The sequence below is a fragment of the Streptomyces sp. CA-251247 genome, assembly GCF_050952975.1.
GTDB classification, from domain to species: Bacteria; Actinomycetota; Actinomycetes; order Streptomycetales; family Streptomycetaceae; genus Streptomyces; species Streptomyces achmelvichensis.
Genome location: NZ_CP191861.1, coordinates 229,915 through 252,292, shown reverse-complemented (window position 1 = coordinate 252,292; position 22,378 = coordinate 229,915). Strand labels below are relative to the sequence as shown.

Annotated in this window: 20 protein-coding genes and 1 pseudogene; 8 read left to right on the top strand and 13 right to left on the bottom strand. The window is 68.2% G+C overall.

What is annotated here, in order from left to right; all coding sequences use genetic code 11:
* Positions 1-923: 923 nt before the first annotated feature.
* Positions 924-1,412, top strand: a complete 489-nt coding sequence (locus tag ACQPWZ_RS01090; protein WP_433570307.1) for a peroxiredoxin family protein — start codon at positions 924-926, stop codon at positions 1,410-1,412.
* 99 nt (positions 1,413-1,511) lie between these two features.
* Here the strand turns inward: ACQPWZ_RS01090 and ACQPWZ_RS01085 are convergent, their stop codons facing one another.
* Entirely contained in the window at positions 1,512-2,744 is a 1,233-nt protein-coding gene (locus ACQPWZ_RS01085; RefSeq protein ID WP_433570306.1) for a PP2C family protein-serine/threonine phosphatase, read from the bottom strand.
* Between the two features lie 253 nt (positions 2,745-2,997).
* Between ACQPWZ_RS01085 and ACQPWZ_RS01080 the strand changes: the two genes are divergently transcribed.
* Entirely contained in the window at positions 2,998-3,543 is a 546-nt protein-coding gene (locus ACQPWZ_RS01080; RefSeq protein WP_433570305.1) for a pyridoxamine 5'-phosphate oxidase family protein, read from the top strand.
* A gap of 189 nt (positions 3,544-3,732) precedes the next feature.
* Here the strand turns inward: ACQPWZ_RS01080 and ACQPWZ_RS01075 are convergent, their stop codons facing one another.
* From ACQPWZ_RS01075 to ACQPWZ_RS01060, 4 genes are all read right to left on the bottom strand, one after another.
* Positions 3,733-4,428 (bottom strand): type 1 glutamine amidotransferase domain-containing protein, encoded by a 696-nt coding sequence (locus ACQPWZ_RS01075; protein ID WP_433570304.1) that lies wholly within the window; start codon positions 4,426-4,428, stop codon positions 3,733-3,735.
* A 123-nt stretch (positions 4,429-4,551) separates the two neighbouring features.
* Positions 4,552-5,034, bottom strand: coding sequence for a hypothetical protein (locus ACQPWZ_RS01070; RefSeq protein WP_433570303.1), 483 nt, complete (start codon positions 5,032-5,034; stop codon positions 4,552-4,554).
* 172 nt (positions 5,035-5,206) lie between these two features.
* Positions 5,207-5,689 carry a VOC family protein gene (locus ACQPWZ_RS01065; RefSeq protein ID WP_433570302.1) on the bottom strand — a complete coding sequence of 161 codons (483 nt, stop codon included), beginning with the start codon at positions 5,687-5,689 and terminating at the stop codon, positions 5,207-5,209.
* Between the two features lie 307 nt (positions 5,690-5,996).
* Positions 5,997-6,995 (bottom strand): NADP-dependent oxidoreductase, encoded by a 999-nt coding sequence (locus ACQPWZ_RS01060; protein WP_433573748.1) that lies wholly within the window; start codon positions 6,993-6,995, stop codon positions 5,997-5,999.
* A gap of 126 nt (positions 6,996-7,121) precedes the next feature.
* On the opposite strand from ACQPWZ_RS01060, the gene ACQPWZ_RS01055 reads away from it, so the two are divergent.
* Positions 7,122-7,679 carry a TetR/AcrR family transcriptional regulator gene (locus tag ACQPWZ_RS01055; protein WP_433570301.1) on the top strand — a complete coding sequence of 186 codons (558 nt, stop codon included), beginning with the start codon at positions 7,122-7,124 and terminating at the stop codon, positions 7,677-7,679.
* A gap of 229 nt (positions 7,680-7,908) precedes the next feature.
* On the opposite strand, the gene ACQPWZ_RS01050 is transcribed toward ACQPWZ_RS01055, so the two are convergent.
* On the bottom strand, positions 7,909-8,592 hold the full coding sequence (locus tag ACQPWZ_RS01050) for a TetR/AcrR family transcriptional regulator (protein WP_433570300.1): 684 nt from the start codon (positions 8,590-8,592) through the stop codon (positions 7,909-7,911).
* A gap of 186 nt (positions 8,593-8,778) precedes the next feature.
* On the opposite strand from ACQPWZ_RS01050, the gene ACQPWZ_RS01045 reads away from it, so the two are divergent.
* Both ACQPWZ_RS01045 and ACQPWZ_RS01040 read left to right on the top strand, forming a co-directional pair.
* On the top strand, positions 8,779-9,897 hold the full coding sequence (locus tag ACQPWZ_RS01045; RefSeq protein WP_433570299.1) for a serine hydrolase domain-containing protein: 1,119 nt from the start codon (positions 8,779-8,781) through the stop codon (positions 9,895-9,897).
* A gap of 107 nt (positions 9,898-10,004) precedes the next feature.
* Positions 10,005-10,555 (top strand): annotated as a pseudogene (locus ACQPWZ_RS01040) (GNAT family N-acetyltransferase).
* A 186-nt stretch (positions 10,556-10,741) separates the two neighbouring features.
* Here ACQPWZ_RS01040 and ACQPWZ_RS01035 read toward each other — a convergent pair.
* The 4 genes from ACQPWZ_RS01035 to ACQPWZ_RS01020 all read right to left on the bottom strand — a co-directional run bounded on the left by ACQPWZ_RS01035 (position 10,742) and on the right by ACQPWZ_RS01020 (position 15,605).
* Entirely contained in the window at positions 10,742-12,199 is a 1,458-nt protein-coding gene (locus ACQPWZ_RS01035; protein WP_433570298.1) for a GH1 family beta-glucosidase, read from the bottom strand.
* 62 nt (positions 12,200-12,261) lie between these two features.
* Entirely contained in the window at positions 12,262-13,179 is a 918-nt protein-coding gene (locus tag ACQPWZ_RS01030; RefSeq protein WP_340471181.1) for a carbohydrate ABC transporter permease, read from the bottom strand.
* Between the two features lie 16 nt (positions 13,180-13,195).
* The gene (locus tag ACQPWZ_RS01025; protein ID WP_433570297.1) at positions 13,196-14,215 is read right to left on the bottom strand and encodes a carbohydrate ABC transporter permease; all 1,020 of its coding nucleotides are present in this window, start codon (positions 14,213-14,215) and stop codon (positions 13,196-13,198) included.
* Positions 14,216-14,291: 76 nt separating this feature from the next.
* Positions 14,292-15,605 (bottom strand): ABC transporter substrate-binding protein, encoded by a 1,314-nt coding sequence (locus ACQPWZ_RS01020; RefSeq protein ID WP_433570296.1) that lies wholly within the window; start codon positions 15,603-15,605, stop codon positions 14,292-14,294.
* A gap of 281 nt (positions 15,606-15,886) precedes the next feature.
* Between ACQPWZ_RS01020 and ACQPWZ_RS01015 the strand changes: the two genes are divergently transcribed.
* Entirely contained in the window at positions 15,887-16,903 is a 1,017-nt protein-coding gene (locus tag ACQPWZ_RS01015; protein WP_405567175.1) for a LacI family DNA-binding transcriptional regulator, read from the top strand.
* 350 nt (positions 16,904-17,253) lie between these two features.
* On the opposite strand, the gene ACQPWZ_RS01010 is transcribed toward ACQPWZ_RS01015, so the two are convergent.
* From ACQPWZ_RS01010 to ACQPWZ_RS01000, 3 genes are all read right to left on the bottom strand, one after another.
* Entirely contained in the window at positions 17,254-17,949 is a 696-nt protein-coding gene (locus tag ACQPWZ_RS01010) for a hypothetical protein (protein ID WP_340471177.1), read from the bottom strand.
* A 379-nt stretch (positions 17,950-18,328) separates the two neighbouring features.
* Entirely contained in the window at positions 18,329-18,931 is a 603-nt protein-coding gene (locus tag ACQPWZ_RS01005) for an HD domain-containing protein (RefSeq protein WP_433570295.1), read from the bottom strand.
* Between the two features lie 5 nt (positions 18,932-18,936).
* On the bottom strand, positions 18,937-19,881 hold the full coding sequence (locus tag ACQPWZ_RS01000; RefSeq protein ID WP_433570294.1) for an NADP-dependent oxidoreductase: 945 nt from the start codon (positions 19,879-19,881) through the stop codon (positions 18,937-18,939).
* A 229-nt stretch (positions 19,882-20,110) separates the two neighbouring features.
* On the opposite strand from ACQPWZ_RS01000, the gene ACQPWZ_RS00995 reads away from it, so the two are divergent.
* A complete protein-coding gene (locus ACQPWZ_RS00995) occupies positions 20,111-20,860 on the top strand; it encodes a hypothetical protein (protein ID WP_433570293.1) in 750 nt (249 codons plus the stop codon).
* A gap of 161 nt (positions 20,861-21,021) precedes the next feature.
* On the top strand, positions 21,022-22,134 hold the full coding sequence (locus ACQPWZ_RS00990) for a serine hydrolase domain-containing protein (protein WP_433570292.1): 1,113 nt from the start codon (positions 21,022-21,024) through the stop codon (positions 22,132-22,134).
* Positions 22,135-22,378: the final 244 nt, after the last annotated feature.

The following is a 22,378-nucleotide window of genomic DNA, read 5'->3' as shown; positions in this document are numbered from 1 at the left end:
AGTCGTGGCACGCGAGGGCGATCCAGCGGGCCGTCGGCTCCGAATAACCTATGTGGAGGAATCCCGAACGTCGTCTTCCGCCCCGGTGGGATGCGGTCACCGTGCCTTCTCGCTGCGGCCGACGCGATGAGGGGAATCTCTGACCGGTGGCCGGCCGGCAAACGCTCACTCGGGCATCACGGCCCGACGGTATCCAACCCGCGAGTAGACCCGGGCTCAGTCCTCGACTCAGACTTCCCCCAGGAGAACCGCAGCTTCGTGGCGTGAGCCGTGCCTCAGCCGTGCGGGACTGTGTACCAGGTACGCGCTGAACGCTGTACGACACCGGTTCGGACACCCTGTTCAACCAGGCAACAGGGTGTCCGAACCGGTGTTCTGCTGATCATCAGCAGGCCGCTGATGGGGAGTGGGGACCGCAGAAAGCGCCCTGGGAGCCGGCTGCTTCCTGCGGTCCCTTGCCCGGGCACCTTTCCCGTTGAGATACCCGGCACCGTGGCGGGGGGCTGCCTCCACCGTCACGGCCCGGCCGCAGGACGTGCCGCTCGCACATCCCGCCACCACACAAGGTTCGGAGCAGCGGCGTTCAAGGATTGCCATCCGACCGAACATCACCCCGTCGGCGTAGCCGCAAGCCGTACGGCTTGCCGGCACCTCCCTGGGCGGCCTGCGGCTACCGCGCCGCATCGGCGGGCCCACCGCTGATGATCTCCAGTCGGCCGAGCGACGCACCCATCCGCTCGCCGTCCGGCTCCGAATGGTCCCTGTGAGGACGACCAGGACGACCATCGACCGAGGTGGACCCGCCACCTTGCACGCCCTGCTGTCCGGTCGCGCGGATCCTGCGTCATCCCAAGCCCCCCACGAACAGAACCCCGAGGGGTGGTTGCAGCAATGGCTACCGATATGCGAGGGAGTGGACCATCGTGTCTCCCGCAATAGGCGATCCTGTCGAGACCTTCACCCTGCCGGGCGGCGTCCTCGTAGGAGACGCATTCCTGCGGCAGGACTTTTCCCTGTCGTGTCAGCGAGAGCAGCCGCTCGTCCTGGCCTTCTACCCCGCGGACGACAGCGGTGTGTCCGCGAGGCAGCTGTGTTCCTACTCCAGCGGACTCGAGGAATTCATCGACTGCGGGGCGCAGGTGTGGGCGCTCAGTCCACAGAGCGTCGACAGCCACGAGGAGTTCGCCAGGAAACACGGCCTGAGGATGCCACTGCTGTCCGACAGCGACCGCACTGTGGCCCGGACGTTCGGCATCGCTGCCCCGTGGATCGGACTTCGACGGTCTGTCTTCCTCATCGAGCCCGACGCCACCCTCGGCTGGAAACACGTCTCCTTGCTCGGAACGTCTTTTCAGGAGAGGCGCACGATCACACGGCACCTCACGGAACTGAACGATGCCTGGGCGGCGTGATCATGTGCTCGACCACGCTCAATGCCGGTCCTGGCCGCGGCCGCGCGTACAACTGCAGAGGCGAGCCGGCCGAGCATCCGAGGGTCCGCTGGATCCCGGTCACAGGCGGACGACGATCAAGGCGGTGTCGTCGGTGAGGCCGGCCGGAGGGATCAGGTCGGTCAAGAGGGCGTCGCTGAGCCTCTCGGGGTCGGCGATGCGGTGACGGGCGAGGGAGTCGGCAAGGCGCTGGAGGCCGGTGCCGATGTCTTCTCGGCGGCGTTCGATGAGGCCGTCGGTGTAGAGGACGAGGACGGAGCCGTCGGCGAACGTGGTCTGGGCCTGGGGTCTGGGGACGTGCTCGGGGCGGGCACCGAGAGGGGGGTCGGTGGCTTGGTCGAGGAAGGTGACGGTGCCCTGGGGGTCGCATACTGCTGGTGGGGGATGGCCGGCGCTGCTGTACGTGAGGGTGCGGCGGGTCCAGTCGATGTAGACGGACGCGGCGGTCGTGGATTCCGCGCCGTCGACGTACCGGGCGTACAGGCCGAGGACCTCCAGGGCTTCGGCCGGTCCACCGGCGACGCGGGAAGCGGCGGACAGGGCGCTGCGTAGCTGGCCCATGACTCCGGCGGCTCGAAGGCCGTGGCCGACGACGTCTCCGACGGCGACGGCCGTGCGGCTTCTCTCGGGCAGGTCGACGAGGTCGTACCAGTCGCCGCACACATTGAGGGCCCCTGTGGCCGGCTGGTAGCGCACGGCCGCTCGGTGGTGGCCGAGGGGGCGCGGCGCGGGCAGCATCGCCTGCTGGAGGTGGAGGGCGACCTCGCGTTCGCGGGCGTGGGCCTGGCGCAGGCGTTTGTTGAGTTCCTGCAGCTCCCGGGCGCGGGTGTAGAGCTCGGCCTCGAGGACTTGGGTGTGGCCCCCGCCCTCGCGGTTGCCACGGGCTTTGATGAGTTCGGTGACCTCCTCGACGCGGTGCACGATCAGTGTCACGGTGCCGTCCGGCGCGAGGACGGGGACGTTGACGGGACTCCAGTACCGCTCCTGCCACACGCCGGGCTGTTCGGAGTCCGCCACGTCGTAGCGCTGCAGGGCCATGGTGTCGCGCTCCCCGGTGGCAGCTACGCTTCGCAGCGAGGCATGCAGGTTGCGCACACCTGTTGCGCCGGGGTCGCCGGGGTTGTCGGGGAAGACATCGAATACGTAGCGGCCGATGAGCTGGTCACGGGTGCGGCCGGACATGGAGAGGTACGCCTCGTTGACGTCTGCGTACACCAGCTCCGGCGTCAGCAGTGCGACCGCGCCCGGCAGGGCCTGGAAAACGGCCTGGAAGTCGATGACGGGTCCGTTCACGATCCACCTGCCCGCACGCCCGGCCAACCTGTCAGATCTTGGCTTTCCACGATGCCACGCCCTGCGTGCTGCGGAGCGCTGGGATGCGCCGGCGTGGTCCGTTTGGCCCCTTGCCGGACCTGGTCGGACCGGCCCGGACAGCGGCGCCGCTCAACAGGGTCCTCGCGCCCAGTGATCTCTGCCGGAAGCCGGGCCGAGCGCCGCGCGGCAGGGCTGCGTACCTTCGTAAGCAGGACGAGGGAAGGAGTTCCGCATGACGCAGAAGCAGCCGAAGACCGAGCTCGACGCCCGCTACAGCTCCGCGCTCAACCCGCGCCCCGGTACGGAGAACGTCACGGCGACCGATTGGGGCGAGGCCCAGCGCCGGCTGCAGGATGCCGAAGTCTTCTGGATCACCACGGTCCGGCCGGACGGCCGGTTGCACGTCACGCCGCTGATCGCCGCCTGGCACGACGGTGCGCTGTATTTCAGCGTCGGGCCGGGCGAGCAGAAGGCGAAGAACCTGGCCGGCAATGACCACTGCGCACTCACCACAGGGCACAACTCATTCTCCGAAGGCCTCGACGTCGTGATCGAGGGCCCGGCGGAGCGGGTGACGGAGCCGGCGCGGCGAGACGAGGTCATCGCCGCGTTCGAGGCGCAGTACGGGGACCGCATCACCTCGCCGGAGGGGATCTTCTACGGCTTCGGCGACAGCATCCGCACGGGCCACGACCTGCTGTTTGCGGTGACGCCCGGCACGGCGTACAGCTTCGGGCACGACGGTCAGGTGTTCAGCCACACCCGCTACACGTTCTAGGCGGGCCCGCACACAAGGCCGCCGCCGCGCGGTGGTGTCACCCGGGCGTGCGACTGTCGCGGCTGCCTCGCATCCGCTGCCAACTGCGGGGCAAGCCCTGGAGTTTGCTACAAGCGGCGGGGGCGCCACGCGTCATGGGGCCGATCGCCCGTCGGGGAGGTGCTCGACGTGCAGATCCAGCCGGTGTCTTCAGGCGAGGATCTTCAGCATTCGCTCCGCCAGAACTCCTGCGGAGTGGGGGTTCTGCCCGGTGACCAGGTTGCGGTCCTCCACCATGTACGGCTCCCAGATCGGTCCACGGCTGTACTCGACGCCGACCTTTTCCTTCAGCTCCGTCTCCAGCAGCCAAGGCGCCCTGGAAGCCAGTCCGACGGCCTCTTCCTCTTCATTGGTGAAGCCCGTGACCTTGTAGCCCTTGAAGGGCGACACACCGTGGATCCTGGTGGACAGCAGTGCGGCGGGAGCGTGGCACACGATGAAGAGCGGATTGCCCGAGGCGAGCTGCGCTGTCAGCAGCCGTCCGGCGTCCGCGTCGAAGGCGAGGTCCGACATCGGGCCATGACCGCCCGGCAGATAGACCGCGTCGTAGTCCTCGAGGCGTACGTCCGACAGCTTGATCGGCCGACGCATCACCTCGGCGTCGCGAATGATGGCCTCCAGGTCCAGGGCTCCCTGCTCACCGCCTGCCATCGACGGGCGCAGGCTCATCATGTCGACGTTCGGCGTCGTTCCGCCCGGTGTCGCAACCACGACCTCGTGGCCGGCATCCGTGACGGCCTTGTAAGGGTTGGCGAACTCCTCGGCCCAGTAACCGGTTGCGTACCGCGTGCCGTCCTTGAGCACCCAGTACGTCGCTCCACTCACTATGAACAAGATCTTCGCCATCACGCACGCGCCTCCACTCGATCAGGTTTGTCGCACATGCATCCTTTTAGCCTAGGTGCCTGCTCGACCAGACGCATGTGGCCCTCCGGCGGCCACGGCATGGCTGGGCGAGGCGCCCGAGCACTACCTGAGGCTCGCTGCTTCCATCTTTTCCAGGACGCGGACGGTGACTACCGCAAAGAGAACGTGCGGGATGATGTCTGAGACCCAGTCCGAGGGTGCCCAGGTCCGTGGATCCGAGATCCCCAGCAGCATGATCGGCGCATTGGTGACAGTCAGGGCAAAGAGAGACGCAAAGGCATAGCGAGAAGCCTGTGTCGGGGGCCAACCAGCAGCCTGTGCCACTGACAGGGCAACCCCCATACCCAGCCCCACGGTGTATCCGGTCAACGGGGCGAGGCCCGCGATCCGGTTCTCCCGGACCTGATCGTCCCCGGGGATTCGGACACGGAGCTTCTCGGCAAGGGTGCGCACGGTGATCTCGGGTGTCTCACTGACGGGCCGACCTCGAAGCGCGATGTCGGCATAACCCGCAATATTGAGTGCGGTCGTACCGGCGAGTCCCGCAACAGCGCCGTGAAAGAGCGGCCGTAGAACTCTGATCATGTGCTGGCCTCCTGCTGAGCAATCAATCTCGAGTCGGTGACCTGTACCCCGAGGCTGCCCTTCAAGAGTCCCCTTTTCGTGGGGGTCCCCGCAGGGCAGATCGAGTCAGTGAAGGACGGCAGGTTCACCGGTAGGCGCGGCGACTGAGCCATGATTCTTTCGGTTGCGGCCGTCATCGTCCGGGCTGTCGCTCGCGGACCTCTTGAAGCAGCCACCCATTGCCGTCCGGGTCGCTGAACGTTGCGTACGACTGGTAGCTGAGGCCATGCGGGTGTGGGCCGTTCACCTGCTCTTGGGTGCCGGTCTCGTAGACGCGGTGAAAGACCTCGCTGACCTTGGCGCCCTGGCTGATCAGTCGGGCGCGGGCCTGGTCGAGGTCTTGCACCACGAGGTATGTGCCCTGGGAAGAGCCTGCTGCCGCAGAAGTGACTCCGCGGCCGAACTGGATCGAGCATCCCGACCCCGGAGGCGTCAGCTGTACGATCCGGAATTCCGGGCCCGCCTCGAAGTCCGCATCGAGCCTCCACCCCAAGCCCTGGTAGAAGCTCAGGGCACGATCGACGTCAGCCACCGGCATCACGACGGCCTCAATATTCATGGCCATGGTCGGCTCTACTTCGACTTTCGTTGCACCGTCCTGCTTTGCGGTGCCCATAACGACCTCCTATGCCGCCTTCCGGCTGGGAGCATGGCCGCTGAACGCCCGCAACGGGCGGAACATCGTCAGACCAGGGGATGCGCAGGTAGTTGATCACGCCTGCCGGCGCCCGCTCCTCCGGCTACCTGGACGCGAGTGCAAGCCTCGGCGCCATGCTCGCGGAACGTGATCTCCAGCCTACGCTTGCGGACCGTGAGCTGCTCGCTCACCAGCTGACGTAGGCGGGAGTCGCTCTCTCACCCCGACGGGAAACCCGTGCGGGGCGGTCGGCTTCTACCGTGCTCCGATTCAGACGGCGCGTTTCCTAAGCGACCGTGAGCACGATCTTGCCCTGGATATGCCCCTGGGCGGCTCGCTCGTGCGCCGCTCGGGCTTCCGCGAGCGGGAAGGTGCTGTCGATCGCGACGCGGATCTTTCCCGCGTCGGCCAGGCTCCCCAGTTCGGTGAGTTGCGCGCCGCTCGAGCGGACCGTCACGGCCGTGACCGTGACACCCAGCTTCGCGTTCTCCTCGTCGTCGAACTGGCCGAAGTACACCGGGTAGAGGGACCCGCCGCGTTTGAGGGTGCGCAGGAAGCGCCTGCTGTGGGGACCCCCGACGGCGTCCAGGACCAGGTCGATGTCGCGGACGACCTCCTCGGGCCGCTCCTTGGTGTAGTCGATGAACTCGTCGGCGCCGAGCTCGCGCAGGAACGTCTCGTGGGCGCCGGAGGCCACGGCGATGACGCGGGCCCCCTTCCACTTGGCCAGCTGGAGAGCAAGGTGCCCCACGCCTCCGGCTGCGCCGTTGATCAGCACCGTGCTCTCGCTGTCGAGTGCCACTGGGCGGTGCTGGGCCTCCTGGAACGGCGAGGGGTGATCGTGCCCGAGTTCGATCAAGAACTGCCAGGCCGTCAAGCCGGACATGACCAGGCCGGCGGCCTGCACGTGGTCGATTCCGGCCGGCTTGCGGGCGAGGTCGGACGCCGGCGCGGTGACGTACTCGGCGTACGCGCTGCTCTGGAGAACGGTGGGGAAGCGCAGCAGGCCGATTACCTCATCCCCGACCGCGAAACCGCTGACATCCGCGGCGACGGATTCCACGACGCCTGAGACGTCGGTCCCGGGAATCAGGGGGAGCTGGAACGAGGGCCTGAGCTCGGGAGGGATGTCGGGCATTCCCTCACGTGCGTACCAGTCAGGAGGGTTGATGCCCACCGCGTGCACGCGCACGAGCACCTCACCCGGCCCCGGCTCGGGAACCGGCACCTCCTCGAGACGCAGCACCTCAGGGCCGCCGAACTCGTGCAGCCGGATCGCTTCCATGGTCCGCTTCGGCACCGGTCTCTCTCCTGTTTCTCTCGCGGGGTAAACTAAGTGAATCAATGGTCCGTTTTACCGGACCACTGATCCGAATATATGGACCACTGATCCGGAAGTCAAGGGGGGCAGATGCGTGCCGACGCGAGGAAGAACCGCGACCACCTGCTCGCAGTAGCGGGCACCGCCATCACCGAGCAGGGCGTCGACGTGGCAATGCGCGACATCGCGCGCAGGGCCGATGTCGGGCTCGCGACGCTCCTGCGTCACTTCCCGACGCGCGAGGCGCTGCTCGACGCCCTGCTCCGCACGAGCTTCGACGAACTGTCGGCGAAGGCAGGTGCGCTCGAGACGTCGAGCTCGCCCGAGGACGCTCTCGTTTCCTGGCTGCGCGACTGCGTCGCGTGGACAACCGAGTACCGGGGCGTGACCGTGCTGATGGCAGCCGCCATCGAGGACACAGAATCCGCACTCCACGCTTCGTGCGTCACCCTGCGCGCAGCCGGTGCGCGGCTCCTCACCCGCGCCCAGGCCGCGGGCTCGGCGCGGAACGATATCGATGGCACGGACTTGTTCGCGCTGGTGGCCATGCTCGCGTGGCTCGGCGATCAACCCTCGCTCAAGCCGCGCGCCGATCGACTCTTCGATGTCGTCGCGGGCGCGATTCTGACCAGCGCGGGGAGTAAGTAGCCGAGGAGACGCCCCCGGGCTCGGGGATCCGTCTCGTCTGCGGAACAGCGAATCTCTGTCGCGGCGCTCCCGGGCGCAAGGAGTGTGCGGGCGCCCGCGCCGGCGGCAAGGATGCTGCGCGGATCGCGGCCGAGCCCCAGCGGCCGGCTGTCGTGTTTACGTGGTCGGGGGCGCCGCATGCCGGTGGAGCATGCTCTTGCCTCGTACGTCCCTCAGTGCGCGGTGACGGTCAATCACTCCCCGAGCCGGACGGCCGGCTCGGGGGGATTGCCGCCTCGATGTGGGCGAGTTGAGCGGCGAGGATCTCTTCGAAGGCGGCCTGGCGGTCTGCCCCGAGGGGGCGGACGTCGCGGGCGAAGTGGGCGAGAGCGGGGAAGCGTTCGGGGTCGGCGCCGAGTACGGCGACGCGGAACAGCTCCTGGCCCTGTTCGTACTCTTCCGGGGTGATCGTGCTGACCCCGGCCTCGGAGGCGATCAGCGCGGCGATGAGGACAGCGATCCGGTGGTAGCGGGCGGGAATTTCCTCGTCGGGCAGTCCGGATGCTCGCAGGGCCTGCAGCACTTCTTCCATGACCAGTCGGGAACCGGTGCCGCTCGACGCGTAGCGACCCCAGACCGCGGCGAGCTGGGGCTGTTGACCGAAGGCCTCTCTCACGCGCAGGGCCAGGGCCGTGATGCGCTGCTTCCAGTCGCCCTCGGGGTGGTAGCCGTCCATGGCGGCCAGGAGGATCCGGTCGGCCACCGCGCGCAGCAGTTCGGTCTTGCTGCGGAAGTGTCGATAGAGGCTGGAGGAATCAGTCCCGAGCACGGCGCCGAGCTTGCGCACGCTGAACGACTCGGCGTCGCTCGTGCGCAGCAACTCCGTTGCCGCTTCCAGGATCTCCTCGGTCGACCAGCGCCTTCGACCTGCCATGTCGCTCCTCTCGCAGGGGTTCAGCCTAGTCCATGCACTTGGTGTTGCACGCACCGCGTGCATAATGGGCGCATGGGCGTGCCGAGTGGCCCGGCAGCAGGCGGGCCGGCATGCCGATCGCGCTCCGGCACCGGGTCGGACGGTCGTCGGGGAGCTCGCTCCGGGCATACGAAAGGAACTCATGTCGTGAGGAACACGCTGGATTCCGCACAGCTGAACGCCGCTGTGGAAAACGTCCACCGCGCCGGGATGCACGGCTTGTTCGCCGAGGTACGCGATGGCGACAAGACCTGGCGCGGCGCCGCGGGGGTCGCCGATGTCGACACCCGTCGCCCCGTCACCGCCGACATGCGACACCGTGTCGGCAGCATCACCAAGACCTTCACCGCCGCTGCCGTACTGCAGCAGGTCGAGAGCGGTCGGGTCGGTCTCGATACGCCGATCGGCCGGTACCTTCCGAAGCTGGTTCCCGGAGAACGCGGTGACGCGATCACGGTCCGGATGTTGATCAACCACACCAGCGGCCTCGCGGAGTACCTCCCGTATGCCTATCCCTCCCTCAAGGCGTTCCCCGTCCTCGCGGACACCGGACCGCAGAGCATGGACGACAACCGGCTCACGCGGTTTCACCCCACGGAACTGATCGAGATGGGGGTATCCGCACCTGCCGTTGGTGCTCCGGGTGGCACTCCGGGCGTGTACTCCAACACCAACTACCTGCTGCTCGGCGAACTCCTGGAACAGGTGACCGGCACCACGGCCGAGCGGTACATCACCCGGAACGTCATCGGGCGCGCCGGGCTCGATGACACCGGACTTCCCGCCGATCCGTACGTCAACGGGCCGCACTCGCTGATGTACGAGGCGTGGTTCGGCATGATCGACCCGCCGCGCGACTACAGCGTCTACGACATGTCCTGGGTGGGGCCGGCGGGCTCGCTGATATCGACCGTCGCGGACCTCAACCGCTTCTTCGGCTTGCTGCTCGCCGGCGAGATAGTCAGCCGGTCGTCGCTGGAGCAGATGCAACGCACCGTCCCGGTCGTGTCCCAGGAGGGAGAGGTGATCGACTACGGCCTCGGCCTGCACCCGATGGAGGCTCCCGGTCAGGGCACCTTCTGGGGCCATGGCGGCACGGTCTGGGGTGCTGGAGCGCTGTCGATGGCCAGTGCCGACGGCAAGCGGCAGATGTCCGTCGCGGTGAACCTGCAGAGGTGGAACAGGCTCGACTCCGCGGGCAAGCCGCAGCCCCATCCCATCGATGAGGCGCTTGCGGCCCTCCACCGCGTGGCAATGTACGGCTGATCGGGCGGAGTTGCCCTGGCGCGTGGCGTGTACCGTTCCAGACGCCGGGCTTCATGCTGACGGTCCGTCACGGGTCACTCCTCTGGGCGTGCGATAGGTTGCCCGCCATGACTGGACTCGGACCCGTCGCCTGGCCGCCTGCCTCGATCAGGACCGAACGCCTCGTGCTCCGCGAGTCCGAGGCTCGCGATCGTGCGGCGTTCATCGACTTGTTCGCATCGCCAGAGGTCGGCATCCACATCGGTGGACCCCGACCGCGCCATGAGCTGGAACGCGCAGTGCCCGAGGTGCCCGGACGGCGCTCCGGCCATTTCGTGATCGATCTCGACGGAGCCATGATCGGCATGGTCACGCTCGATCGACGCGATGCAGAGCGGCCGGGTCACGTCCGCCCGGATGCCGCGGAGGCCGAGCTCGGGTACATGTTCCTGCCGGAAGCGTGGGGATGCGGATACGCCGCCGAGGCGTGCGCAGCGGCGCTCGACTGGTGTGCCGACGTACTCCCCGGCGAACCGGTGGTGCTCTGCACCCAGAGCGTCAACGACCGTTCGATGCGCCTCGCGGCGAAACTGGGGTTCACCGAGGTGGAGCGGTTCGAGGAGTACGGCGCCGAGCAGTGGTTCGGCGTGTGTGGTCCCCGGCCACGCCGTCCGGATGAGCGGGCCCGCTGCTTCGGCTCGTGACGGCCATCACGACCCCGCCCGACCGCCGTCGGGCGGGGCCGTGATGGGCGCCACGAAACAAGGCGACGCGACAGGAACGTCGACGGACCGTCATCACCGGACCGTCCGATGACCTGTCGGCCGGCCCGGCGAGCCGGAAGGGCCACCGGACCGGCCGCGCCTCACGCGTCCGTCGTGATACCCGGGAGCGTCCCGGTCCTCGCGACATCGGCATACCACCGGGCGCTCGCCTTCGGAATGCGCCTGCCCGTCGCGTAGTCGACGTAGACCGCGCCGAAGCGCTTGCTGTAGCCGTAGCCCCATTCGAAGTTGTCGAGCAGGGACCACAGGAAGTAGCCGCGGACGTCCACACCCGACTCGATCGCGCTGTGCACGGCGGCCAAGTGCCCGTGCAGATATGCGATCCGGTCAGGGTCGAGGACTTGTCCGGCGGGGTCGACGTAGTCGTCGAAGGCCGCGCCGTTCTCGGTGATCACCAGGGGAAGCCGCGGGAACTCCGCTCCGACGCGAAGCAGCAGATCGGTCAGGCCACTCGGGTCGACCGCCCATCCCATGGCGGTGGTGGGACCGGGTGGGAGGTGGAAGGACACATCATCGGCCCCGGGCCAGGGGCTGTGCGCGCTCTTGCCGTGCCCGTCGGAGCGATGGCTCCCGTCGGCGGCGCCGCCGGAAACCAGCGTGGGCGTGTAGTAGTTGACGCCCAGGAAGTCGAGCGGCTGGTGGATCTCCGCCGTGTCGCCCTCGCGGACGAACGACCAGTCGGTCAGTCGGGCCGTGTCCCGGAACAGCTCGGTGGGGTAGCTGCCTTCGAGCATGGGGCCGGTGAACACGCCGTTGGCCAGTGTGTCGATGCGGCGGGCGGCATCGACGTCCTCGGCACTCTCGGTGAGAGGGCGTACATGGTGGAGGTTGAGGGTGACGGCGATGCGGGCATCTCCGGGGAGGTTCGCGCGCAGCGCCTGAACCGCTCTGCCGTGGCCGAAGTTGAGGTGATGGGCCGCTCGCAACGCGGCAACGGGATCGGTACGGCCGGGCGCGTGCACCCCCGAGGCGTACCCGAGGAAGGCGCTGCACCAGGGCTCGTTGAGCGTGGTCCAGGTGCGCACCTTGTCACCCAGAGCCTCGGCGGCGAGAGCCGCGTACTCGCCGAAGCGCTCGGCGGTGGCGCGTTCCGGCCAGCCTCCGGCGTCCTCGAGTTCCTGGGGCAGGTCCCAGTGGTAGAGGGTGGCGAGGGGCTCGATGCCGTGCTTCAGCAGTTCGTCCGTGAGCCGCCGGTAGAAGTCCAGGCCCTTCTGGACGGCCGGACCCCGTCCGGTGGGCTGGATGCGGGGCCAGGCCAGCGAGAACCGGTAGGCGTTCACCCCGAGGTCGGCCATGATCGCGACGTCCTCACGCCAGCGGTGGTAGTGGTCGGTGGCGATGTCACCGGTGTCGCCGTTGCGGACCCTGCCCGGGGTACGGGAGTAGGTGTCCCAGATGGAGGGGGTGCGGCCGTCCAGGCCGGCGGCGCCTTCGATCTGGTACGCGGCGGTCGCCGTACCCCAGGTGAATCCCTGGGGGAAGATGCGGTCCTCGTCACTTCGGGACGTGGGCGCGAGGTGTCGGGCAGCGGTGTCCACAAGGGTCCTTCCAGGAGAGCGGTCGTTCAGGTGCGGGGGATCGGTGAAAGGGGCGGGCGCACTCAGCCCTTGACCGCTCCCTGCATGATGCCGCCGACGATCTGGCGGCCGAAGACGATGAACATCGCCAGCAGTGGGAGCGTGCCGAGCAGGGCGCCGGCCATGATGAGTGACTGGTCGCGGACGTAACCCGCGCTGAGCTGGGTGAGCGCGACGGGAACCGTCGGATTGCTCATGTCGAGCACGATGAACGGCCAGAAGAAGTCGTTCCACGCGTGCACGAACGTGATCATGAAGAGCACCGCCATCGCCGGCCTGGCGACGGGCAGGACGATGCTCCAGAAGATGCGGAGTGAGTGTGCGCCGTCCACCCGGCCCGCCTCGACGAGTTCGTCCGGCAGCGCTTCGGCGAGGTACTGGCGCATGAAGAAAACGCCGACGGCACTGACGAGCGTGGGGAAGATGACCGCGGGCAGCCGCTGCCCCCAGCCGAGATCCGTCATCATCATGAACAGGGGAACGACACCGAGTTGGGGCGGCACCATCATCGTCCCGATGACGAGCATGAGCAGGATGTTGCGCCCCTTGAAACGCAGTTTGGCGAAGGCGAAGCCGGCCAGTGTCGCGAACAGAACCGTCGACAGTGCGATGACGCCCGCCACGATGAAACTGTTCAGCATGGCTTTGCCGAGCGCGGCGTCCTGCCACGCCTTGCCGAGGTTCTCCAGGAGGTGCGGACCTGGCAGGAACGGTGGCGGGGACTGGGTGACCCGAGTGTTGTCGCTCGAAGCCGCCACCATCGTCCAGTAGAGGGGAAAGAGCGACACGAGGGCGGCAATGCCGAGCAGGATGTAGGTGACAGGCCCCGCGTGGTGCTGCCGGCCCGCCTTCGGTGAGAGCAGACGCCGTCGCGGCCGGGAAGCGGCGGGGACGGATTGCGGGCGGACGTCCGGGTGGGCCCGGAGGCTCTGGGTGGTCATGGCTGGGAGCTCCTGATCAGGGCCTGCGGGATGCGATGCGCTTGACGACGCGCTGGATGACGAAGACGAGGATCAGCACCAGGAACATCGCCCAGGCGACGGTCGCCGCACGCCCCATCTGGTAGTTCTTCCACCCCTCCTCGTAGAGGAGCAGGCCGAGGGTCTGGTACTGGTTGTCCGCTCCGCCGGTGATGCCGTTCGGGCCCTGACCGAAGATGAGGGGCTCACCGAAGAGCTGGGTGGCGCCGATCGTGGAGAGCACGATGGTGAAGATGACGGTGGAGCGGATCCCGGGAATGGTCACCTTGAGGAACTGCTGCCAGCGGGAGGCTCCGTCGATGGCCGCCGCCTCGTAACGCTCGCGCGGCACGGCCTGCATCGCTGCGAGGTACAGGAGTGCGTTGTAGCCCGTCCAGCGCCAGATCACGATGGTGGAGATGGCCGTCTGGGCGGCCCACTTGTTGTTCTCCCAGTCGATGTTGTCGATCCCCACCACGCTGAGCAGCCAGTTGATCATGCCGAAGTCGCGTTCGAAGAGCATGGTGAAGACAAGCGCCGCGGCGCCCACCGAGGTGGCGTAGGGCGTCAGGGCCGCCACACGGAAGAACGTGGAGCCACGCAGCCGGTAGTTGAGCAGATGGGCCAGCCCCAGGGCCATCAGGAGCTGGGGCACGGTGGAGATGACGCCGATGGTGAAGGTGTTGAACAGCGCGTTCCAGAAGCGCTCGTCCTCCCACAGCGCGACGTAGTTGTCGAACGCCACCCACTCCATCAGGTCCAGCGTGGCCAGTTCGACCCGGTGGAGGGAGATCCAGCCCGTGTAGACGAGGGGGTAGAAACTGAAGGCCGCGAACACGGCGAAGAAGGGTGCGATGAAGGCGTAGGGCGCGCCACGCAGGTCGAGCCGGTGGAGCAGCATGCTGCGGCGGGGCCGGTCACGGTCGTTGCGAGTACGGAGGTCGGGGGAGAGGCCGTTCGAACTCTGAGGACTGTGAGCGGGTTCGTCGGCCGGCGCGGTCGGGGTGGAAGTGGCCACCGGGGATCCTTACGTGGGACGGGGATGGACCGGGGCCCGGCGACCACATGGGCGTGGTCGCCGGGGCGGGGTCAGGTCATCCGGCGGCCTTCTTGATGCGCTCGTCGGTGGTCTTCCACGCCGTGTCGGGGCTCTGGTTCTGTGCCTCGATCAGGGTCAGGCCCTGCGAGAAGATGTCCTTGATCGTGCCGTCCTTGCGGCCGAGGATCTGCTCGTCGGGGATCTCCTCGGCGGCGGCACCGAAGATCTTGCCGATCGGCGCCTCGCTGAAGTACGCGGACGTGGCGTTCGCGACCTGTGGTGCGGCGAGCGCCTGCTGCGAGGAGGGGAAGTTGCCGATCTTCTCGAAGACATGGGCCTGCTGTTCCGGTGCCGTGAGCCAGGCGACGAGCTTCTTCGCCTCCTCCTTCACCGGGCTCTTGTCCATGACACCGAGGAACGAGCCGCCCCAGTTGGCTCCCTTCGGGGCCTTCGCGACGTCCCACTTGCCCTTGTTCTTCGGACCCGCCTTCTCACTGATGTGGCCGAGCATCCAGGCAGGGCACACGGTGGTGGCGAAGGTGCTGTTGGCCAGGGCCGGGTCCCAACCGGGCTGGAACTGCCGGAGTTTGGCGGTGAGTCCCGAGGTGGCCGCCTGCGAGGCCAGTGCCCACGCATCGGTGACGACGGGGTTGTCCTGGTAGACGAGCTTGCCGTCCTTGTCGTAGAACTGCTGGGAGTTGCCGTAGATCATGGCGTTGAACAGGCCGCTGGAGCTGTCCATGAAGGCGACCTTGCCGCCCTTGAATCCAGCCTTGAAGGTCTTGCCGGCCGCCACGTACTTCGACCAGTCGCCCTCCCACAGCGCGGCGACCTTCTCGCGATCGGTGGGCAGGCCCGCCTGCTGGAAGAGATCCTTGCGGTAGCAGACCGCCATCGGGCCGATGTCCGTGCCGAGCCCGATGACCTTGTCGTCCTTGGTGGTGACCTGGCTCAGCTTCCAGGGCAGGAAGTGGTCGACACCGGCGACGTCCCCCAGGTCGACGAACTTGGCGGCCTGGGTGTCGACGAGCTCCTTGGCCCGGCCGATCTCTATGCCCTGGATGTCCTTCAGGCTGCTGCCCGCCGCGAGATGGGTCTGCAACGCGGTGTAGTACGTCTGCTCGTCGCCGGCCACCTCGGCCTTGATGGTGACGTTCGGGTGCTCCTTCATGTACCGGTCGAGGAGCCCGGTCTCCTTGTAGCCCATGACGCCGAACAGGCCCATGGTGATGGTGACCTTGCCGTCCTTGACGCCTCCGCCGGTCCCGCCGGTGTCGCTGCCTCCGCAGGCAGCGACCAGTCCGAGTGCGGCCACGGCCGCGACAGCGGCTATGCCTCTTGTACGCAGCAGTTTCTGAGCCCTGCTCATTTCGCCCTCCCAGCGGCGGCACCGACGTCGGAGCACCAGCGCGTCGGTCCTGCCTGTGCGGCTCGATCATCGAGTGGGAACGTTCCCAATGGACGGTGGGAACGTTCCCACCGGGTTGCGCGAAGCCTGACCGCCCTGCGGTCGCTGTGTCAAGAACTTGAATCGACTCTGTTGCCGGCAGGTGTCGCGGTCCACTGTTCGTGGAAGCGTCGGGGCCGCTGATCCTTCTGGCACAATGCGCTGGTGAACGGCGTGCCGATGCCGACCCACGAGGAGGGGCCATGGGGGAAAGACGGCGACCGACCATCAAGACCGTGGCCGCGCGTGCCGGGGTCGGGCGTACTACCGTCTCGCGGGTCATCAACGGCTCGACCCTCGTCAGCGACGAGGCCAAGGCCGCCGTTCTGGCAGCCATCGCCGAACTCGGCTACGTACCCAACTCGGTGGCACGTGGGCTGGTGACCAGCAGGACCAACTCGATCGCGCTGGTGATTCCCGAGTCGGAGAGCCGGCTCGGCTCGGAGCCGTACTTCGCCGCCGTCATCCGAGGTGTGAGCACCGGCCTCGCCGACACGCGAACGCAGCTCCAACTGGTGCTCGTACGCGACAAAGGCGAGCGTGACCAGCTCACGGACTCCGTCGCGGAGCGGCGCGTGGACGGTGTGCTGCTGGTGTCGGTGCACGAGCACGACCCGCTGCCGAGTCTGCTCGAAGGCCTCGGGTTGCCCACGGTCCTCGCCGGCCGGCGCTCGGCTGCCGAGTCCCTGAGCCATGCCTACTCCGACAACCTCGGCGGCGCCGCGGTGGCGGTGCGGCATCTGCTGGCGCGCGGCCGGACCGCGATCGCGACCATCGCGGGTCCGCTGGACATGGATGTCGGCCGCGCGCGGCTACAGGGCTGGCGGGATGCGCTGGCGGAAGTGGGCCGCGGCGTGGACGAACGCCTGGTCGCCGCAGCCGACTTCACGGAAGAGGGCGGACGACGGGCCATGCGTTCGCTTCTTGAACGGGCACCCGAACTCGATGCCGTCTTCGTCGCCTCGGACGTGATGGCTGCGGGGGCGATGCTGGAACTGCACAGCCAAGGGCGACGCATCCCGGACGACGTGGCCGTGGTCGGCTTCGACGACTCCTTCATCGCCCGCCACACCGATCCTCCGCTGACCAGTGTGCGTCAGCCGGTCGAGGAGATCGGGTCCACCATCGCCCGCATCCTGCTCGCCGAGATCGCCGACGCCGACGCGCCCCGAGAGCAGGTCATGCTCCCGACCGAACTCATCGTCCGCAGTTCGTCCTGACGGAGAGTGAGAAGCGCGGGGTCGGGGGCAGGCTTTCGCGAGCGCGAAGGGTTGCCCGCCCGGCTCAGTCCGTGCGTCTCTTCGGCGTGGCCCCGAGCGCACTGTCGCTGCCGGGCTTGTCCGACCGCCTGCTGTTCCCGGACGCCGATGCCGCTCCCACGGCCTTCGCTTCAGGTGAGCTCGGACCTACGCGACCGTGCCGGGTCGGCCGGCACCGTAGTCACCGACGGCGAACCGGCTTGCCCTGATACTGAACCCCCGCTCTCGGAGCGGAGGTTCAGGTACAGCAGCAGCGGGACGGGCGGCGGCCAGGAGCCGCACGTCCAGCTGCCGAGCTCCGCCGAGACGGCTCAGCGAAGCAGCGCTCCACGCAATGTGAGGCCGTGCCGTGTGCGCAGCCGTCGCAGCTCCCACATCGCCACGGCGGTGACGGACAGCGGGGCCCCCAGGGTGAATGCCAACCACACTCCGAACGGCACCCCGTCGTACGCGCCACGGAATGCGTCGAAGAGGGAGACCTCCCATACGAGCAGCGTCGCGAGAAGCGGCGGAACCGTCTCGTGGAGGTCTGCCGTGCGAAAGACGTGCACGAGTGACTGCGCGATGCCGTAGAGACCGAAGGGGGCGAGCCACAGCATGAAGGCGCCCAGGGCGAACAGCAGCACCACGCGCCCTGCCGACGCCGTCCAGTTCGTCTCCTCGTCCACGTAGCCCAGCCCTGTGATGAGTCTCGGTACGGCGAGCGTGACGAACAGCGCGAGCAGCGCCCCGGCGGGTTTGGCGACGCGGCGCAGGAACAGGCCCCGGTTGGGTGGGCGGGCCGCAGCGATGAAGACGGCGACGGCGACCGGGAACGTCACCGCAAGCACGATGAGGGTCGTACGGATCTGGCCGAAGCGGTCGTCCACCACGGCGTCGGCGTCCGACGCCAGCCCGTAGGACAGGAGCATCCACGTGATGGCGACCAGACCGATGATCGTCCGCAGGACCTGCACCCTCTTCACCGCCGGGTCGTGCACACGGTCGGGCCGGGACGGCGTGAACACCGCACGCCCCACAGCGATCGGGTTGAAGAGACGTCCGAAGGTCAGCCGGCGCGCCGGCAACGGCGGCCGCGGACCCGGCGGAGGCACGGGCGGCACTGGTTGCGGCGGTCGTCCTCCTCCGTAGGGATTCCACGGCGCCCCGGCCCCGCCCCCGCTTCCACTCATCCCCGTGTCCTTCCTGTCGCCGCGCCCAGAGGTCTCCAGGAGAATACGCAGATCTCAGCGTGCGAGGGCAGTGCGGCCCGCGCGGTCGCGCAGTTCGACGGCCGGCGGTCTCGCCGTTGGCATCGGAGACGACGAACTCGCCGTCGGTCATGAAGCGATGGTGCCGGTCACAGCCCTCAACGAGGGGCCGTGACCAGCACTGTTGCCATGGACCCTAGACGGGGGCATCGAGTGGGTTGGCGGCCATTCTCTCGGCGAGTCCCGATCGCACTGCTCCGGCTGCGGAGCTGTCGGGTTTGCGTGCGGCCTGGGCCTGGAAGCACGCCAGGAACTGCTCCGAGAGGTCCAGTCTGGGGTGGCGTTCCAGCACCTCGGCCCGGAAGGCGGCCGGGTAGTCGTCCGCCTCCTTGCCGATGACCTCGGTGGCGGTGGCGCGGGCCAGCAGGTGTCCCTCGGGGTCCGTGGACACCTCCACCTGCGGCCACATATGGCGGACGATCACGTCCGACAGGTGTTCGCGGCGCTGTGCGGGCCATCCGGCGCCGGCCGCGAATACCTGGGCTACGTGGCTGCCCGCCTCCTCGAACGCGACGGTGTGGCTGTCGAAGGCCGGCACCAGTCCGATGTCGTGGAAGAGCGCCGCCACGTAGAGGAGTTCCGGGTCGAAGGCGATACCCTCCGCCGCGCCGCGGGCGGCCGCCCACACGTACGCACGCAGTGAGTGGTTGAGCAGTGCGGGGGAGTGGTAGGCGGTCGCCACCTCCAGGGCAGCGGCCGAGGTCACGCTGTCGGGCATGGGGAGCGCGTCGAGCGACATACGGGTCACTGTGGGCCTGCCTCTGTGGAGCTGTCCGACACGATGCGGATGATGGTCTTGCCGGACCTGCCGCGGCCGGGCTCGAAAACCGAAGGCGTTTCCGCGAGCGAACGTACCTCCCCGACGATCGGCTTGATTCGCCCGTCTCTCAGCCGCTGAGCGAGATCGCTGAGCCGAGCCCGGTCGGGTTCGACGACGAAGAAGACGGCCCGTCCGTCCTCGGGCTTGACGGTGGGCGGGGCGGCAACGGTGACGAGGGTGCCACCGGCCCGGACGAGGGCGGCCGAGCGGTCGAGGATCTCACCGCCGATGACGTCGAAGAGAACATCGACGCTTCCGGCGTCCTCCAGCCGGTCCGCGTCGAGGTCCACAAAGACGTCGGCGCCCAAACCGAGAGCGATGCCCCGGTCGGCGGACCGGCCGGTGGCGATGACGCGCGCCCCCACCTCGCGGGCGAGTTGGACCGCGATCGACCCGACGCTGCCGGCGGCGCCGTGGATCAGGACCGTCTGCCCCGCCGTCAGTCGCCCGTGGTCGAACAGGCCTTGCCATGCGGTCAGCCCCGACACCGGCAGCGCGGCGGCCACGGTGTGGTCGATGTCCGAGGGAAGCGGGGCCAGGTTGCGAGCCTCTACCGCGGTGTACTCGGCCAGCGATCCGTCACGGGTCCAGTCGGCCAGTCCGAAGACGCGCTGGCCGACAGTGAGACCCGTGGTGCCGAACCCCAGCTCGGCGACCACTCCCGAGAGCTCGTGACCGGGCACACTCGGAGTCCGGTCGCGGCCGGCGCGGTCGGTCCAGGTCCCGGGCCAGGCGAGTTCCCCGCGGGTGAAGCCGGCGGCGTGCACGCGCACGACGACGTCGTTCCCGGCAGCGTGGGGATGGGGCAGTTCCGTCAGGGCGAGTCCACGGGCACCGGCTTCACGGTCGCGGACGGTGATGGCTTGCATAAGTCCTCTGAAGAGCGAGCAGGGCGATCATGTACACGGTGCCCGCTCGGGTCGGCAGGGCACGCGGTGCGTCGTGATCTCGACCGTATGCTCCAGTGGCTCCATCGGGGTGGGCCACTTCCGAGGCAATGGGATGAGCCACTTTCGCGTCCTGACGGTGGTTCCGGCCCTGTGTTGCCCCCGTAGATACTGACGGTCATGGAAAGCACTGCGGCGAGGGGGGAACGGGATGATTTCTGAGCCGGAGGTGGCGGGGGAGTTCAGTGGGGCTGAGCCCCGTGAGGTGATCGGCGACTTCGACCAGGAGCCGGCGGGAAGACGTGGGCCGCGGTCCCCGTGGGTGTGGGGGCTGGGAGGGGTGGTCGTGGCATCCGCTCTGTGGGCGGCGGCGTTGCCCCTGCTCGGGGTGTTCGACCGGAAGCCGGACATGCGCGGGTACGAGCTGGACCGAGACCTCTGTCGCTCCCTGCAACTGCGGTCGATCGGCGGGGCGATCGCTCCGCGAGAGCCCACCCCCATGGCCGACTCAGGGCTGTTGAAGCATCCTGCACTCGACCAGATCCAGTGCCTCATTTCTCTTGGATCACCGACGAACGGGAAGGAGGGGGGAGATGGGTGGGCCATCCACTACAGCGTCGGACTCGAAGTAGCACTGCACAAGAAGGCTGACCCTGCCGTGGAGTTCGAAGCGCGGCGACGAGTGACTGATCTGGGCGTTGTTCCTGAAGAACTGGTAGAGACGATTCCGGACCTCGGCGACGAGGCGTACCTGGTGACTGCGGATGCCGGAAGTTCAGAGCTGAGGGTGATGGAGGGCGGAGCGATCCTCTCGCTGCACCTCTCTGCCTCCACGCAATACCAGAGTGCCGACGACGCCAATGAGGTTGTCGGTGAGGGGCCGGACATCCCCGATGTGTCGCAGTACAGGTCGGCCTTGATCGGCGACATGCGTGACCTGATGTCGAGGCTCAAGAAATGAGGTCGAGGTACAACCGCTGCGAGCATGTACCGGTGTCTGCTCTCGCAGCTCCCGCTCGGCCGAAGCCGGAATGTCAGGGGCGGATCCCCTGACGAGGCCGGGGCGTACGGCATCCCGATACTCGATTGACCGCGCCCGGCCGAGCTGGCTGAATGCGGGGCATGGCTGACATTCGTGGCACCTACGACGATCTGTTGTCTGCGGTACCCGGCAAACTTGCCGCACTGCTCGATGCCGGTGACGTGGGTGGCTCTGTGGCCGTCTTCGTCGACGGTGAACCCGTCGTCGACGTCTGGGGCGGATACGCGGACGCCGAGCAGACGGTGCCGTGGGGGCGGGACACGATCACGAATGTCTGGTCCGTGACGAAGACGATGACAGCGCTGTGTGCACTGATCCTGGCCGACCGGGGCGAACTCGACCTGGACGCACCGATCGCCCGGTACTGGCCCGAGTTCGCTGCTGCGGGCAAGGACGGGGTGCTGGTCCGCCACGTGCTCTCGCACACCGCGGGCCTGCCCGAATGGGACGTGCCGGTGACGCTCGACGACTTCTGCGACTGGCCCTCCGCCACTGCGTTGCTCGCTGCGCAGGCCCCGCGGTGGGTTCCGGGGACCGATGGCGGATATCACTCGCTCACGCAGGGATTCATCCTCGGCGAGGTGCTGCGCCGGATCACCGGCCGCACTGTCGGGGAGTTCTTTGCCCTGGAGGTGAGCGGGCCGTTGGGCGCGGACTTCCACATCGGCCTGTCCGCCGAGCACGACGACCGGGTTGCCCGCGTGGTCCCGCCGCCCGGTAAGGGTGAGGACTATGCCGCGAGCGCGCCGGGGCCTGATGCCGAGCCCGCCTCCGGCACGGGGGTCCGCGTCAAGGATGGCAACAGCGTGGCGTGGCGCCGCGCGCAGATTCCCGCGGCGAGCGGATTCGGCAACGCCCGCTCGGTCGCTCTCATCCAGTCGGTGATGGCGTGCGCGGGGGCGGTGAAGGGCGTGCGCCTTCTGTCGGAGGCAGGTGCCGGGCGCGCCCGGGAGGAGCAGTTCGAGGGTGAGGACCGCGTCCTGGGCATGCCGATGCGCTGGGGCCTCGGCTACGGCCTTTTCGGCACGACCTACGGCTGGGGTGGCTGGGGCGGCTCCCTGCTCATGATCGACCCCGACTCCCGCATGGTGGTGGCCTATGTGACGAACCAGGTGCGCGAACCCGCGGATGAGACCCGAGGTCTCGATCTCGTCATATCTGCGTACGAGGGCCTTCAGGGCCTGCGCCGCTGACGGGCGAGTGGGGGCGCCGGTCCCGCTGGGCCGCTGAAGAGCAGTGGTCGACGCCGACTGCGACGCCGCGCCGGGGTCCACCGTGTCCAGCAGGTGGGTTGGCTGGGCCGCCGGCCCGCGGCGTCGGCGGCCTCATCGGCACGTTTGAGCCCGCCGGGGCCCTGACGTCGTCGGGTACGCGGGGCTTCACCCGTGGGCATGCGATACCGCCATCAGTGCTGCGTGGAGCGGGGCCGGCGGCGGC